At 38.6% G+C, this 14,932-nt stretch carries 10 protein-coding genes; 6 read left to right on the forward strand and 4 right to left on the reverse strand.

The window, feature by feature from the left end:
- Nucleotides 1–158: 158 nt before the first annotated feature.
- Nucleotides 159–1,004, reverse strand: a complete 846-nt coding sequence (gene nadE, locus HRT50_RS13610; protein ID WP_291615364.1) for an ammonia-dependent NAD(+) synthetase — start codon at nucleotides 1,002–1,004, stop codon at nucleotides 159–161.
- A gap of 150 nt (nucleotides 1,005–1,154) precedes the next feature.
- Here nadE and glnB point away from each other — a divergent pair, with 150 nt between their 5' ends.
- Both glnB and HRT50_RS13620 read left to right on the forward strand, forming a co-directional pair.
- Nucleotides 1,155–1,493 (forward strand): nitrogen regulatory protein P-II, encoded by a 339-nt coding sequence (gene glnB, locus HRT50_RS13615; protein ID WP_291615366.1) that lies wholly within the window; start codon nucleotides 1,155–1,157, stop codon nucleotides 1,491–1,493.
- Nucleotides 1,494–1,828: 335 nt separating this feature from the next.
- Nucleotides 1,829–2,923, forward strand: coding sequence for a hypothetical protein (locus HRT50_RS13620; protein WP_291615369.1), 1,095 nt, complete (start codon nucleotides 1,829–1,831; stop codon nucleotides 2,921–2,923).
- A gap of 175 nt (nucleotides 2,924–3,098) precedes the next feature.
- On the opposite strand, the gene HRT50_RS13625 is transcribed toward HRT50_RS13620, so the two are convergent.
- Entirely contained in the window at nucleotides 3,099–3,857 is a 759-nt protein-coding gene (locus tag HRT50_RS13625) for an outer membrane protein assembly factor BamD (protein ID WP_291615371.1), read from the reverse strand.
- Nucleotides 3,858–4,031: 174 nt separating this feature from the next.
- Between HRT50_RS13625 and rluD the strand changes: the two genes are divergently transcribed.
- The 3 genes from rluD (at nucleotide 4,032) to clpB (ending at nucleotide 8,809) form a co-directional block, all read left to right on the forward strand.
- A complete protein-coding gene (gene rluD / locus HRT50_RS13630; protein ID WP_291615373.1) occupies nucleotides 4,032–5,006 on the forward strand; it encodes a 23S rRNA pseudouridine(1911/1915/1917) synthase RluD in 975 nt (324 codons plus the stop codon).
- Nucleotides 4,987–6,021, forward strand: coding sequence for a peptidoglycan editing factor PgeF (gene pgeF / locus HRT50_RS13635; RefSeq protein ID WP_291615376.1), 1,035 nt, complete (start codon nucleotides 4,987–4,989; stop codon nucleotides 6,019–6,021). The genes rluD and pgeF overlap by 20 nt, the downstream gene beginning before the upstream one ends.
- A 211-nt stretch (nucleotides 6,022–6,232) precedes the next feature.
- The gene (clpB, locus tag HRT50_RS13640) at nucleotides 6,233–8,809 is read left to right on the forward strand and encodes an ATP-dependent chaperone ClpB (protein WP_291615378.1); all 2,577 of its coding nucleotides are present in this window, start codon (nucleotides 6,233–6,235) and stop codon (nucleotides 8,807–8,809) included.
- A gap of 114 nt (nucleotides 8,810–8,923) precedes the next feature.
- Here clpB and HRT50_RS13645 read toward each other — a convergent pair whose 3' ends face one another.
- On the reverse strand, nucleotides 8,924–9,409 hold the full coding sequence (locus HRT50_RS13645) for a DUF4124 domain-containing protein (protein ID WP_291615380.1): 486 nt from the start codon (nucleotides 9,407–9,409) through the stop codon (nucleotides 8,924–8,926).
- 387 nt (nucleotides 9,410–9,796) lie between these two features.
- On the opposite strand from HRT50_RS13645, the gene HRT50_RS13650 reads away from it, so the two are divergent.
- The gene (locus tag HRT50_RS13650; protein ID WP_291615381.1) at nucleotides 9,797–10,324 is read left to right on the forward strand and encodes a PEP-CTERM sorting domain-containing protein; all 528 of its coding nucleotides are present in this window, start codon (nucleotides 9,797–9,799) and stop codon (nucleotides 10,322–10,324) included.
- A gap of 717 nt (nucleotides 10,325–11,041) precedes the next feature.
- On the opposite strand, the gene HRT50_RS13655 is transcribed toward HRT50_RS13650, so the two are convergent.
- Nucleotides 11,042–14,170 carry a S8 family serine peptidase gene (locus HRT50_RS13655; protein WP_291615383.1) on the reverse strand — a complete coding sequence of 1,043 codons (3,129 nt, stop codon included), beginning with the start codon at nucleotides 14,168–14,170 and terminating at the stop codon, nucleotides 11,042–11,044.
- Nucleotides 14,171–14,932: the final 762 nt, after the last annotated feature.

Below are 14,932 nucleotides of genomic sequence, written 5' to 3' on the forward strand. Positions count from 1 at the left end.
TTTTAAGGTAAGTTAGGGATGTTCTGGTCGGAACTTGGCTAGGGTTATTCGGCTGAGTTTTAAGCATAAAAAATCCATTTTTATTAACTGCCCAGAATAATGCAGTTATAGATAATAAAAATGGATTTAGCTAAGCCTATAAGCAGATCAAAAAAGGATTAACCGTAAATTGTTGGTATCGCTTGTCTTTTATGTTGTGTTTTTTTATAGATATTGATGATGTGTTCACTAACGGTCGTGGTTACTTGCTTACCTTCTAAGAAGTTATCTAATTGCTCATAACTTATACCTAGGGCATCTTCGTCAGTTTTACCAGGCTCTAGCTCTTCTAAATCAGCGGTCGGTGCTTTATCAACGAGAATACTTGGCGCGCCAAGACTTTTAGCAAGTGCTCTGACTTGTCTTTTTGATAAACCAAAAAGTGGTGCTAAATCGCAGGCACCATCACCCCATTTGGTGAAGAAGCCGGTGATGTTCTCTGCACTATGATCTGTACCCAGCACTAAGCCGCCAACAATACCGGCAATATGATATTGTGTCGCCATGCGTGCTCTCGCTTTTACATTACCTTTAGAGAAATCTATATGAGCATCATTAGCGGTTAACAGCTCAGCTTTACTCATCGCCTGTAAAACCTCATGATGAATACCTTCAACCCCCACTTGTACATTAGTGGTTAAACAGTGACTTGGCTGAATAAAATTTATTGCTTGTTGGGCATCATCTTCATCTGCTTGAATACCATAAGGTAAACGTACCGCGATAAATTGGTAATGCTTGCTATGACTACCTTCAGCTTGTTGCGCATTTAATTCATTAATCGCAAGTTGTGCTAACCGGCCACAAGTTGAAGAGTCAACACCACCGCTTATTCCCAAGACTAAATTGCTTAGTCCTGATTGTATTAATTGTTTTTTGATAAAGGCAACACGGCGATTAATTTCAAATTGAACATCAATTTCAGGGATAACTTTCATTTCGGCAATGATGGTTTGCTGATCCATAAGACTTCCTAGCTGGCAAGTGGGTAAAGTATGTTGTTTTCACTAGTTTAACAAAATTAAAAGCCAATTGGATATTGCTAAATAGCATTAAACACGCTGTAATATCTTTATTAGTGAAATCAATGCAACTTTAACTGACGAGCAACGCAGATGAAAAAAATAGAAGCGATTATTAAGCCATTTAAACTGGATGATGTAAGAGAAGCCCTTGGCGAAATAGGTGTTACTGGCATGACTGTTTCTGAGGTTAAAGGTTTTGGTCGCCAAAAAGGTCACACTGAACTTTATCGTGGTGCCGAATACATGGTTGATTTTTTACCCAAAGTGAAATTAGAAATTGTTATTGCCAAAGAAGATGTTGAACGTTGTGTTAATGCGATTTTAGAAACTGCGCAAACAGGTAAAATTGGCGATGGTAAAATTTTCATTACCGATGTAGAGCGAGTTATCCGTATTAGAACGGGTGAAGAAAACCGAGACGCTATATAGTTATAGCAGCAGACATAGTCATAGTTCAAGTGCGGATGTAATCAGCTTTACCGTCGCACTTGGCATCAAAAACACCCACTTTAATACCTCTTATTTATACTCCATCATTTATTGTTTTTTAGCTTAAAACAAGCTCGGAATTACCTATCAAACCAATAAAAATGTCCGATTGTTTTACACTTTAGTCACTGCGTAAATGAGCCTTGTTAACAACTGCTTAATAAATATACCTAATTGTATTTTGGTTCAATTTATGCAGCTTTTCTTATAACACGTTTTTCTGTCGAATATTATCAAAGCTGTTTAATGGTTATTTAATAACAAGAGGAAATGCTATGAAGTACATTATTCAATTCATGAGCTTATTTTTTTTATTGGCATTTAACTTATCAGCGTCAGCATCACTTATCGACTGTGATCTAGGTAAGGTGTACTTAACCGATGTACAACTGGCAGTTGAGTCTCCATCAGTTCCATTTCCTGATCCGGATGATCCTAGTACTACTAGTATCCCTCCTCAAAGTTACAGCGCTTGTGAGGGGGTCTTTAGTGGTAACGATCAACCATACCCAGGAGGAGCTAATATAGGAGAATATATGGATGGTTTACTTAATGGACAACCGCAAAAATTTAGCGGTAATGCGGATGATGATCTTTATGAAGACAATACCATTTTTGACCCTTTTTATACTGATGGAAATGATCCAGTAACTGGTAGTGACACATTTAATGATAATCTTGCCTTTATTATTGCACCAGACCATTTACAAAACTTAACTCCGGATGATGATGTGCTTGACGATCCAGGTTGGGTCTATTTAGGTAAAGATGATGGAGATATTAATGAAAGTGGCGAGGGAGATGGATTTCAATATTCTGATACCGGTGTTGGCATCGTTAATAACCTTATTGATGATCCTGAAGATGACGATTATGATAACTTGACCGGTATTGATATTGAAAAGCTAATAACTGTCGACTTTACCTGTTACCATGACCTTGAAACTCTTACTGGCAGCTTTGATTTAGGCGATACTGATACCGACTGTACTGAAGGGACCTGGTCAATAATGCCTGACTGGGATATTGTTAACCTGTTAGATGAGTTATTTGGTGAGGGGGTATTTGATCATTTAGCCTTAGTTTTTAAGGCAGGTAATGAATTTGCTGTCTTTGACTTTAACTTTCAAGGTGGTCCGCTAAATTTAGAGGTGCCTTATAACTTAGGTGGTACCTTCGACGTGAGCGATGTCTTTGAAAATTCCCAAGGGATGCCTAAAGGTATCTCACATATTTCAGTCTGGGCACGGGATCCAGCAGGTTTCACTACTACTGAAATGCCAGAGCCAAAATCTACAATGTTGATGTTGTTGGCTGTTGCTTTGTTAGTGCTACGTGTTAAAAGTAACATTCTTTGTTATAAGCTTTAATTAATACTGTACATAATAAAGGGTGATTAGTTAGTTTCAGTTAGCTGTAAAAGGATCTGATATTCTTGAAATAACTGCTTAAATAACTGCTTAAATAACTTAATAAAAAAGCTGAATTGCCTAGGTAATTCAGCTTTTTTATTCATTAATATAGAGGTTAGGCAGTACTAACTTTCTATCTTACTAGCCTGTTGTTTGGGTAGTTAGCCGCAAGTACTTGCATAGCATTTTTCTTTAAGTCAGTAAGTGCTAACTTATCGTAACTCTCAATCATTATCTCAAGAGCTTGCTCTATTTCAGGGCTTGGCGCGAAGTATTCAACGATATAACGACCACGATTTGCCGCAGAGGCATACGCTTCGCGTTTAATATAATATTTAGCAACGGCTATTTCGTATTGTGCCAAGCGAGATTTTATCGCAATCATGCGTTTACGTGCATCGGCAGCATATTTGCTGTCAGGGTAGTCAGTTACTATGCTTTTAAAATCTTTAAAAGCGCTACGCGAAGCTTCAGGATCACGATCGGTACGGTCAATACCGGCTAAATCTTGAAATAAGTTTTCTTCGGTAGAAATATTGATAAGCGCCCGCATGTAATAAACATAATCAACATTTGAGTTATTTGGGTTTAATCTTAAAAACCTGTCGGTTAAAGCAATACCTTGCCCTGCATTACCACTTTTATAGTAAGCATAAATTAAATCTAGCTGTACTTGGTGAGAAATTGGACCAAAAGGAAAGCGAGAGTCAATAGCGCCAAGTATTTGAATGGCTTTTTGATATAAACCATTATCAAGTGCTGTTCTGGCATCAACAAATAAAGACTGTGCCGATTTATCCGGTACTTTTTCAATGTCATCATCAGATGATGAACAGCCAGTTAGGGTCAAGGCTAAAACGGTTAAAATAATTTTTACTGTCAATTTATCCATGAAATTTATTATCGCTACTTTGTTTTAATTAAAATAAATATCAAACCACCGCGTAAACGGGTAAAATGTTTTTATATTTAAGAATAAGCATTCTACCCTAGCAACCTTACCTTGCACAGTGCAAATGGTAATTTGATTAATTCGCTAGGTTTAATCGAGTTTAAAGAGAGTTTAATGTCAGAAATCATTCAACATAAAGATATTGTACCTGAATCATGTTTAGGTAAACGCTTTGACCAAACATTAGCGATAATGTTTCCTGATTATTCACGTTCACGGATAAAAGAGTGGATTTTAGCCGGACAAGTGCAGGTTAATAGCGAAGTTCTTACCCGTCCTCGTGAGAAAATGTATGGCGGTGAAGTTGTTGAAATTAATGCAAAAGTTGAAACTGAGTTACGTTTTGAAGCTCAAAATATTCCATTAGATATTGTCTATGAAGATGAATATATTTTAGTGATAAATAAACCAGTAGGTTTAGTTGTTCATCCTGGTGCAGGTAATCCTGATGGGACTTTGCTTAATGCTTTATTACATCACTACCCACAAATCGGCGTAGTGCCAAGAGCTGGTATCGTGCATCGTCTTGATAAAGATACTACCGGCCTAATGGTTATCGCTAAAACGATTGCCGCGCAAACCAACTTAGTTGAAGCGATGCAATTACGTGAAATTACTCGTGAGTACGAAGCGATTGCCTGTGGTGTTATGACAGCGGGTGGTTTGGTTGATCAGCCAATTGGTCGTCATTCTACTAAGCGTACGCAAATGGCAGTGTCATTTGTTGGTCGTCCTTCAGTAACACATTACCGTGTGATGGAGAAATACCGTTTACATACTCGTTTACGTTTACGTTTAGAAACCGGCCGCACACATCAAATTCGTGTGCATATGTCACACATTACCCATCCGTTAGTAGGTGACCCTGTTTATGGTGGTCGTCCTCGTCCACCAAAAAATGCAACACCAGAGCTGTTAATGAAGTTGCGTAGCTTTAAACGCCAAGCACTGCACGCTGCCATGCTATCTTTATTTCATCCAATTACCGGAGAAGAAATGACTTGGCATGCAGAGTTACCGGAAGACTTTGTTGAGTTAGTTAAGCTTCTTCAAGACGATAACAAGCTTAATGCCGAAGAAGAATACTAGTTATAGTAATCAGGCTCTTTTTGAAAGTGAGCCTTTTCAATTTACCAACTCGGCTTTTGAGTTGGTAAATTGGTCGTCTTTTTTTACCTCTAAACCTACATTTAAGCTTATATCTAAACCTACAGCTATAACTAGGTCTAAATCATCATTTGCCACTTCATACCCAATAAGCGATAAAATACTCGCTCTACAAACAACGCGACTTTCTCCTCTGCAGATATCGCCACTAAAGATAAATGAGCAAGATTTAACAGCCACACCCTCAAATAATCAGCAGTTAAAAAATGAAAAGTTAATCAGTAAAAGCTCCCCATTTGGTGCCTTTAATTTAGGTTTGCATGTCGGCGATAGTGCCGAAAAAGTGAATCATAATCGTAATGTGTTAAAACAACTTCTTCAGCAGAAGTTAAGCAAGCAGCAGCTAACTCAAAAACCTTCACCTCATTGTAAACTCATCGAAGACGTTCAAATTCAGTGGCTCAAGCAAGTCCATGGTAATGAAGTAGTAGAAGTCATGGCTGTAAATGAGCAAGTGATAACTGCCGATGCCAGTATTACTCGTCAGAAAAATATTGCTTTGGCAATAATGACAGCCGATTGCTTGCCCATATTACTCAGTCATAAAGATGGCACTGAAGTTGCGGCTATTCATGGCGGTTGGCGTCCATTAGCCACGAATATTATCGAAAAAACCTTAGATAAAATGCACAGTAAGCCTGCCGAACTAGTGGCCTGGCTCGGTCCCTGTATTGGTAAAGGTGCTTTTGAGGTCGGTAGTGAGGTTAAAGAGACGTTTACTCAACAAGGTGTGGCTTTTAATAACGCCTTTATAAAGCAAGAAAATGGTAAGTACTTGGCAGATTTACAGAAAATTGCGCAACTGCAGTTACAAGCCTTGGGCGTTAGCGCTATTTCTGGTTTAGCTGAATGTACCTACCAAGAAACAAATAAGTATTATTCCTATCGAAAAGAGCGAGTCACGGGTCGTATGGCGAGTATTATTTGCAGGCGTTAACTTGTAGGTGTAAGTTTGCAGAAGATAATTTTCCAGTGTTATTTCTCCTAAGATAATAGCTTAGTCAATTCCCCCCAGTTTATTGTTTTATATCAAGCTTATATTTGAAATAACATTGAAAAATAATCTTTTAGCCTTATAACATTAACAATGTTTTAAAGAATAAATCATAGCCAGAGAGTTAATTAATCCTCGGGTGTCAGGAGATAAAATGCGTTTAGATCGTTTTACCCAATCATTTCAAGAATCTATTGCTGATGCGCAATCACTTGCTTTAGGCAAAGATCATCAGTTCATTGAGCCTATTCATTTAATGTTAGCCTTGCTCAATCAAAACGGTAACTCTGTTATTGCCTTGTTAAAAAGTGCTGCTATTGATGTGCGCTCTTTACGTCAGAAAATTGAAGCGGCCTTAGCGTCTTTAGCACAAGTGCAAGACAGCGGTGGCGATGTGCAATTATCTGCAGCCTCAGGTCGAATTTTAAACCTTTGTGATAAACATGCACAAAAAATGTCTGATAAATATATTTCTTCAGAAATGTTTGTCTTGGCCGCTATCGAAGATAAAAGCACCTTAGGAAACATTCTCTCCGAATTAGGGGCAAATCAACAACGGATAAAATCGGCCATTGAACATATTCGTGGTGGGCAAAAGGTTGATGACCAAAATGCCGAAGATGTTCGCCAAGCTTTAAATAAGTATACGGTGGATTTAACCGAGCTTGCTAAGCAGGGCAAACTTGATCCTGTTATCGGTCGTGATGATGAAATTCGTCGTACATTACAAGTTTTACAGCGTAGGACTAAAAACAACCCGGTATTAATAGGGCAACCAGGTGTTGGTAAAACCGCTATTGTTGAAGGCTTAGCGCAACGTATTGTTGACCATGAAGTTCCTGAAGGCTTAAAAAACAAGCGGGTATTATCACTGGATATGGGCTCGCTGGTTGCTGGCGCAAAATATCGTGGTGAATTTGAAGAACGTTTAAAAGCTGTTTTGAATGAATTGTCACAAGAAGAAGGGCAAGTCATTCTATTTATCGATGAATTACATACCATGGTCGGCGCAGGAAAATCAGATGGCGCTATGGATGCTGGTAATATGTTAAAACCCGCGTTGGCCCGTGGTGATTTGCATTGTGTCGGCGCAACTACGCTTGATGAATATCGCAAATATATTGAAAAAGATGCTGCACTTGAGCGACGCTTTCAAAAAGTATTAGTTGAAGAGCCCAGTGTTGAAGATACTATTGCTATTTTACGTGGCTTAAAAGAGCGTTATGAGTTACATCACTCGGTAAATATTACTGATCCGGCCATTGTGGCAGCAGCGACTTTATCTCATCGTTATATTAGTGATCGACAATTACCGGATAAAGCTATTGATCTTATCGATGAAGCTGCATCGAGTATTCGTTTACAAATGGACTCGAAACCCGAAGATTTAGACAGGCTCGAGCGACGATTGATTCAGTTAAAGCTTGAGCAAAGAGCCTTGGCAAAAGATGAAGATGAGGCCTCTATCAAGCGCTTGGCACTCATTTCAGAGCAAATTGCTGAAAAACAGCTGAAGTATGATGAATTAGATGAAGTGTGGACCACAGAAAAAGCCGCACTTTATGGTGCTCACACCATTAAGGAAGAACTTGAGCAAGCCAGGATTGAGCTGGAAGCAGCAAGGAGAACTGGCGATTTAAATCGTATGTCTGAATTACAATACGGTAAACTCCCCGAGCTAGAAAAACAATTAGATCTAGCTAGCCAAGCTGAAATGCAAGAAATGACTTTGTTAGCTAATAAAGTAACCGAAGTTGAAATTGCTGATGTGCTCAGTCGCGCTACCGGTATTCCTGTTGCTAAAATGCTCGAGCAAGAGCGTGATAAGTTATTAAACATGGAAGATAGCTTACATCAGAGTGTTATTGGTCAGCATGAAGCGGTAACTTCGGTAGCTAATGCCATTAGACGTGCTCGGGCAGGTTTGAGTGATCCTAACCAGCCAATCGGTTCTTTTTTATTTTTAGGGCCTACAGGTGTCGGTAAAACGGAGTTAACCAAAGCCCTTGCCGAGTTCTTATTCGACTCTCAAGATGCCTTAATTCGTGTTGATATGTCAGAGTTTATGGAAAAACACTCGGTAGCACGTTTAGTTGGTGCGCCACCAGGCTATGTTGGTTATGAAGAGGGCGGTTATTTAACTGAAGCGGTACGCAGAAAACCTTATTCTGTTATTTTGCTTGATGAAATAGAGAAAGCTCATCCCGATGTTTTTAATATTTTATTACAGGTACTCGATGATGGCAGGTTAACGGATGGCCAAGGTCGTACTGTTGATTTCAAAAACACTGTTATTATTATGACCTCAAATATTGGCTCTGATGTTATTCAAGAGTTTGCTGGAGATAGTCAATACCAGCAAATGAAAACAGAAGTCATGAATGTTTTAGGACAATACTTTAAGCCTGAGTTTATTAATCGTATTGATGAGTCGGTTGTTTTCCACCCGCTGTTAGCTGGACAAATTAAGCAAATTGCTGAAATACAAATTCAAGCTTTGGCACAGCGATTAGCGGCACAAGATCTCAACCTAGAAATCACTGACCAAGCCATTTCGCTAATCTCTGCTGCTGGCTTCGATCCTGTTTTTGGCGCAAGACCTTTAAAGCGGGCTATTCGGCAAGAGGTTGAAAACCCGTTGGCACAAAAAATACTCAGTAACGAGTTTGCCAAAGGCAGTACAATTTTAGTGAAAGTTGTTGAGGGAGAATTAACCTTTAGCTGCAAATAATCTATAAGGTGATTTTTGCGGGAAATTTTGTGAATAAAACAACTTGTTATAGCGCTTTTTTTAGTAATTAGCCTTACTTGCTTTTTTAGGTAGGGCTAATTAGATTTTATCTTACTATTTACTACAGTAAAGGCCTTCATGCTTTTTACTTAAGGTAAGTTTCTCTTTTTTTTCTGCCTGAGTTAATGGGCGACTACCAATACTACCATCACTTTTTTCTTCACTGATATGTATATCATCTAACGAGTTTAACATTTTTATATTAAGTCGAGCAGCTTTACAGTTCTTCTCAAAGGTTTTCTTATTTTGAGCGATGATAATATCTTGTCTTTGTACCTGTGCTGCAACAATTTGTGCTGCTTTATCTTCTTCGGCAAGTGCTTTTCTTTCAGCTTTTGATAAGGCTTTAAATGAAGAAACTGTGCTTAGCTCAGTATAATCCTGCCCTTGCGGTAGGTTTTGACTAAAGTGAACGATGTTATTTTTATCAACCCAGCGATAAATAGCAATATTTTTTGCATTAGCAATGTTGGTGACTGATGAGGTTATAAGCGTTGCCGCTAGGAATATTTTAGTAAAAGAGAGTTGTTTAATGCTCATAGTCAAACCTTATTCTGCAACTTATAGGTAATGTACAACGGGTACCACAGCTATTTTTCGAGCTAAGTATGCGTAAGTATAGCTTTATTTTTGTGACCATAAGCTAGCAAATTATTAATATAATAACAAAGAGTTACTTTTGTTGGGCTTAGCTAGTTTTGTGTCGGATTTTTTTACACTTTAACGTACTGGTGTTAATGGTTGGTTAATTTAATGTAATTCTGACGGTAGCTATATGTAATATAAGGTTAATTTTATTTAGGCGCGATAATTGCTTTACTGCTATGCAATGTCGGTAGTCGCTTACTTTAGCAATTGAACGCTTATAAGCCTCGCCGTTATTAATACTATAAAAATAAAATAGCCATATTATAAATAGGAAGTAACATGTTAAATAAATTAATCTTACGCGCTTTTTTGTCACTATCTTTAGCCTTGAGTTTTACCAGTGCCAATGCCGCATTAATAACTCAAGACTTTATCTCTGATGCATCAGGTGATGTTATTGGTTCTATAACCATTAATACATTTCCAGCAGAAGTTGATGAGGGTTTCGGCACTATATATACTTGGGAAGAATTCGAGTTCTTTGGTATTGATATGTTAGCGCCAGCTGAAGCAGATGGTTTTCAATTTCTAGCTAGCTTTGATACCGCAGATTTTTCTTTAGGTCTTCACGATTTATCTTTCGATGTTGATGATGTTTTTGGCTGGTTTTCATGGAATGGTCAAGCAGCTTACGGTGCTGGTTTCGTTGATCTCTTTGATTTAGCTGGAAATCCAGATCCAGTTTTCGAAGCTTATTTTGAATATACTTTAGGTGAAGCATCTGTTGTACCTACTCCAGCTACTTTAGTACTTTTCTTAACAGCTGTTGCCGGCATAGCTGCCCGTCGTAAAAAAACTAATAAATAGTATTACTATATTTTGAAACTCTAGTTCAGCATTAAATTGAGCTAGTGCTAAAACATAGTTAAAGAGGCTTTACTTAGGTGAGGCCTTTTTTATGCCTGCTATTTTACTTGTTAATTTCTTGTCCTAAGTTAATTAGTTACTTAGCTAGATAAGCCGACTAAACCTATCTTTGCCTAATTGCCGTATACCGAGTTGCTAGGGTGCATAGAGCAGAGGGATACTCTCTACTCTCTCGCAGTGATTACTTGAAGAACCTTCATACGGCATAAGAGCTCCTTTCTACTCTGCCTCATATCTCCACTCGACACTTTATAATCATAATTTTAAAGATAAATATAAATGTTAGTTAACTTACTAGTGTAATAACATCGTTGTTGCACTAATAGCTCACTTTATGGGGAAGCGGTAGCGCTGATATTACAAGGTAAATATTTTACCAACTCATAGTTAATTGTAGTGGTTTTTAGCCGAGTTTTAGCTGTGCAGTTGCTGACAGTATTAAGCAGCTAGTCGCAAATGTATAGGTGAAGTACAGCAAGGTAAGCTTGGGTAATAACAGCAGATGGCTGCAGGTTTTGTAGTGAGTATTGTTTGGTTGATAGTTTGTTTGCTAAGCAAAGCTTAATAAAAAGCCCACTTAAACTTACTTTAAGTGGGCTTTGTCTATAACAGCTAGCTAATCCTAATTGAACGGAGTTTGCTAGAGAATGTTATTTACTAGTTTTTTAGTTCAAGTACTGTAGTACCTTCAGCTTCACCTTCACCATTAAAGTAAGTAACAGCACCCATATAAGTAGTACCTGTTGGTAGGCCTCTAGTCATAATAGTTGTGTAGTTAAAACGACCTTTAATTGCACGACGGCTAGACATTACACGCGTAGTACTCTCAGCTTGATCTGCAATCCAACCTACCATAGTGTAATCTGTAGAAGGAGCGTCACCTGTTGAGTAACCATGAATCATAGTTAAATAAACATCACCAACGCTAACATCTGCTCTAGGCTCAGGGTTAGTTAATATAACGTTTTCATTTGAACCATCGGTAAGTGAGTTAGCAACTTGAGCACATGACCATTTATCACAACGATAAACGTATAGGTCAAGGTCAGCACCTTCCTCTGCTACAAGTGCATCAGCTAAACTAAAGCGAGCAACTTGTGTACCTTCAGGGATATGGAACATGTGGTAAGCTGTACCAGCACCTAAAAATTCAAATTCTTTAGCTGGATCAGCTTCAACAGTACCTGCGGTGCCAAATGGTGCAACTAAACCAGCATGTTTAATACTTGTTCTGCCAGAGTAAAGCATCTTAACTGAGAAGCGGAAACGACCACGGTTAAGATCAGCAGATAGTAATTCAGGCACTTCAATTTTCACTGTAGGTACTGCTTTAATTGCTAGTGGTAAACGTACCGAGTGACCTGCACTATCTGTCCAGGTAATTGCACCAAATTTCCAAGCATCAACTTCAGTAGTGTCAGTTTTAGTAAAAGTTAATGCAAAGCTAGCTTTACCGCCTTCAGCTGCTACATCTAGTGTAGTTTCAGCTGTTTCATCGCCATTAGCGTCAAACGTTTGTACACTCACTTCAAAACCAGCTGGAGCTTCAATTGTAGCCGTGTAAGAAGAGCCAATCGGAGTTGCATTGGTAACTGTTCTGAAAATTGTTTCAGGTTCTAGTAACTCGGCAATAGCGATTGAAGGTAGGTTTAATTGACTAGCATCGGTACTAAAACCTGCAGTTGCTAAATCAGCACAACTAGTATCGTACGCAGCAACAAAGCTTTCTTTGTCTTGACCACAAAGGAAGGCTAGGTAATCAGCAAGGTTAGTATCAAACAATAGACCTGGATCTAAAGCTGAAACTGGCGCTATATGACCAGAACCAAAATCATATGGGTCAGCTTGTGTTGAACCATCTTCTTTCGTTAAGTTTTGACGAGCAGTTGTCATCATTGCAGATTTAATTTGCGCAGGACTCCAAGAACTATTAGATTCTTTAAATAATGCAGCCATACCGGCAATGTGCGGGCTAGACATAGATGTACCTTGTAGATACTTAAATGTCTCACCTTGTGTACCCAACATTGGTGCAGATGTAGTTGCCGCTAATATTTTAACACCAGGGGCCGTAATATCTGGCTTGATAATGTCGTAAGTGTTTAAGTTTGGACCACGTGATGAGAACGATGCAATGGTATTACCCACTTCAACCGCTTCACCTGAAGCTGCTGTGTCAGTAAAGATCACTGAAGTACTTTCAGCTAGAACACTTGCTGTTAATGCTTGACCATCAGCAAAAGAGATCATTGAACCAGTAATAGCTACTGCTGGATCTTCACCACCCATAGAAAATGGTGAGGTGCCGTCATAGGTATAAACAAGTGCACCAATCGCACCAGCATTTTGCGCATTGATGAACTTCTCAGTAAAAGAACATGAGCCACGAGCAATAAGTGCTACTTTACCTACTAATTCATCGCCATTAGTTAGAGGTGCATCATTACAGGCTTCAACTGGTTCTGCTAGAGCCAGCTCACCAGCAAGACCAACTGTTGCCGGAGCAAAACCTGCAGGCACAGACATAAGTGAAGTACCAACTAAAGAACCAGAAGTAACATCAAGCGCTTTACCAATAATAGTAGAAGTTCCATTATATGTAGATGCAGCGACACTGGTTACCCAAGGAGCAGGAGTACCAACAGTCTCTTTATCTGGACCACTATTACCTGCAGAAACTGCAACAAAAACACCAGCAGCTGCGGCATTTAGCATTGCTGCAGTTGATGGAATAGTTAAATCTGTTTTACTACCACCGATAGAGTAGTTAATAACATCAACACCATCAGTTACCGCAGCATCAATTGCCGCCATAGTATCACCGTAGAAACAACCACGTTCTTTATTGCCTTCTGGACTAACATAATCACTATTCCAACAAGCTTTATACGCAGCGATACGCGCACGTGGAGCCATGCCTGAAACAGTTCCTGCAGCTGCACCTGAAAGCATAGCAGCTACATTTTCATTACCACCTGCTGTACTAGCCGTATGACTACCATGACCGTCTGCATCGCGAGCCGAGTCGAATTCACCTAAAGCATATTGAACATCGTATTGGCTGCTAAAACTTGCATTAAAGTAACGAGCACCAATCAATTTATTGTTACAGGTAAATGCTTCATCAGTACCGGTATCACAGGCACCTTGCCAGCCTAGGTCTGCTGGATCAGTGTATGAACCATCATCGGAGAAACTTGGGTTTTCTGGCCAAATACCCGTATCGATAATACCGATAATGACACCTTCACCTTTTATATTCATGGTGTGTTGGCCACCAGGTCCTGTAAGGCCTAGAAATTCAGGGGTATTAGCTGTGTTAATAACTTCTAATCTATCTTCCCACACGCCAACTACGTCAGGGTGAGATTCTAATTGTGCTTTTTGCTTAGAATTCAGCTTGGCTGAAAAGCCATTATAGGTATGCTTAAAAGAATGTAAGATTTCAAGAGAGTCAATTGAACTAGCAACTTTCTTTTGCTTGTTTTCCATTGCTTGAGTATAGGCTTTCATTGCCGGCGTATAGGCGTTGTAACGATTACCTGTATTAGCGACTAATTGATTGCTTGGTAAAAGCTCACCAATATCTTGAGCTTGGGCAATTGCAGTATTACCTTTTAATTGGATAATATAGCCAGATGTTTTTTGTTTGCTATTAAGTTCACTGCCTACAGATTTAAATTTACTAATATCGCCAGTGATTTCGTTAGAAAATACAGTGGTGCTTGCACCAGCCGTGATTGCTAATGTAATCAGACTCCCTACGATGGATTTCTTAAAATGCATGTTTATCTCCGGTTTATTGTTATATCTTCGCTGTGTATATTTATTACACTTTCTTTATTTTCATTGGCAGCTGCTCAATGAAAAATAGCGAGTGACATATACAAGCAATAATAGTGCCCTTGTTGCAAATTTGTTAACAATGCAGCAGGGTAGCGCTTTAACAGAGCTAATTAGGATAATCCAAATAAGAAATTCTTATGAATTGTAAAAATAATTTACATAAATATTTAGAATAAATGCAGGATTAGTCACTTTTATAATAGTTAACAGATGTTAATTGTATGTATCACTATGTTTTTAAAATGTTTATATTCATCGAGAGTTACCATGCCTGCTTGTTAATGTAATGTAAAAAAACCTGACACATATAAAGTATGTGATGTTCTTGTTTGAATTGTGAACAAGTAAACGTAAAAGTGCAAATAACCCTTGTACTAAAATGAACTCTGTCTATAATGCGCTCCAGTTCCAAGGGGTTCACGAAAATTGAATCATCAAAGGACTGTTTTGATAAGTTATCTACTTACTTTTAAGCTAAGTTAGCTAACTCAACGTTTACTTTTTAAGTTATTTAAAATAAACGTTGACATCAAATCTAGGGGGCGTATTATGCGCATCCTGCTTCGGGCAAACGGCAACGTTAGCGCGCAGTATAGGTACTTAACGAATGCGATTAAGACCTCAATTCTTTAACAATTAGTTATCATGCAATTTGTGTGAGCACTCACATTAATGTTGTTTTACCTAGTTTTCCTTTCGGGG

The organism is Colwellia sp. (assembly GCF_013215345.1).
Taxonomy (GTDB): domain Bacteria; phylum Pseudomonadota; class Gammaproteobacteria; order Enterobacterales; family Alteromonadaceae; genus Colwellia.

Excerpts from the sequence above, each read along its gene's own strand:
- nadE (WP_291615364.1), bottom strand. The coding sequence starts at position 1,004 with ATGGATCAGCAAACCATCATTGCCGAAATGAAAGTTATCCCTGAAATT.
- glnB (WP_291615366.1), top strand. The coding sequence starts at position 1,155 with ATGAAAAAAATAGAAGCGATTATTAAGCCATTTAAACTGGATGATGTA.
- HRT50_RS13620 (WP_291615369.1), top strand. The coding sequence starts at position 1,829 with ATGAAGTACATTATTCAATTCATGAGCTTATTTTTTTTATTGGCATTT.
- HRT50_RS13625 (WP_291615371.1), bottom strand. The coding sequence starts at position 3,857 with ATGGATAAATTGACAGTAAAAATTATTTTAACCGTTTTAGCCTTGACC.
- rluD (WP_291615373.1), top strand. The coding sequence starts at position 4,032 with ATGTCAGAAATCATTCAACATAAAGATATTGTACCTGAATCATGTTTA.
- pgeF (WP_291615376.1), top strand. The coding sequence starts at position 4,987 with ATGCCGAAGAAGAATACTAGTTATAGTAATCAGGCTCTTTTTGAAAGT.
- clpB (WP_291615378.1), top strand. The coding sequence starts at position 6,233 with ATGCGTTTAGATCGTTTTACCCAATCATTTCAAGAATCTATTGCTGAT.
- HRT50_RS13645 (WP_291615380.1), bottom strand. The coding sequence starts at position 9,409 with ATGAGCATTAAACAACTCTCTTTTACTAAAATATTCCTAGCGGCAACG.
- HRT50_RS13650 (WP_291615381.1), top strand. The coding sequence starts at position 9,797 with ATGTTAAATAAATTAATCTTACGCGCTTTTTTGTCACTATCTTTAGCC.
- HRT50_RS13655 (WP_291615383.1), bottom strand. The coding sequence starts at position 14,170 with ATGCATTTTAAGAAATCCATCGTAGGGAGTCTGATTACATTAGCAATC.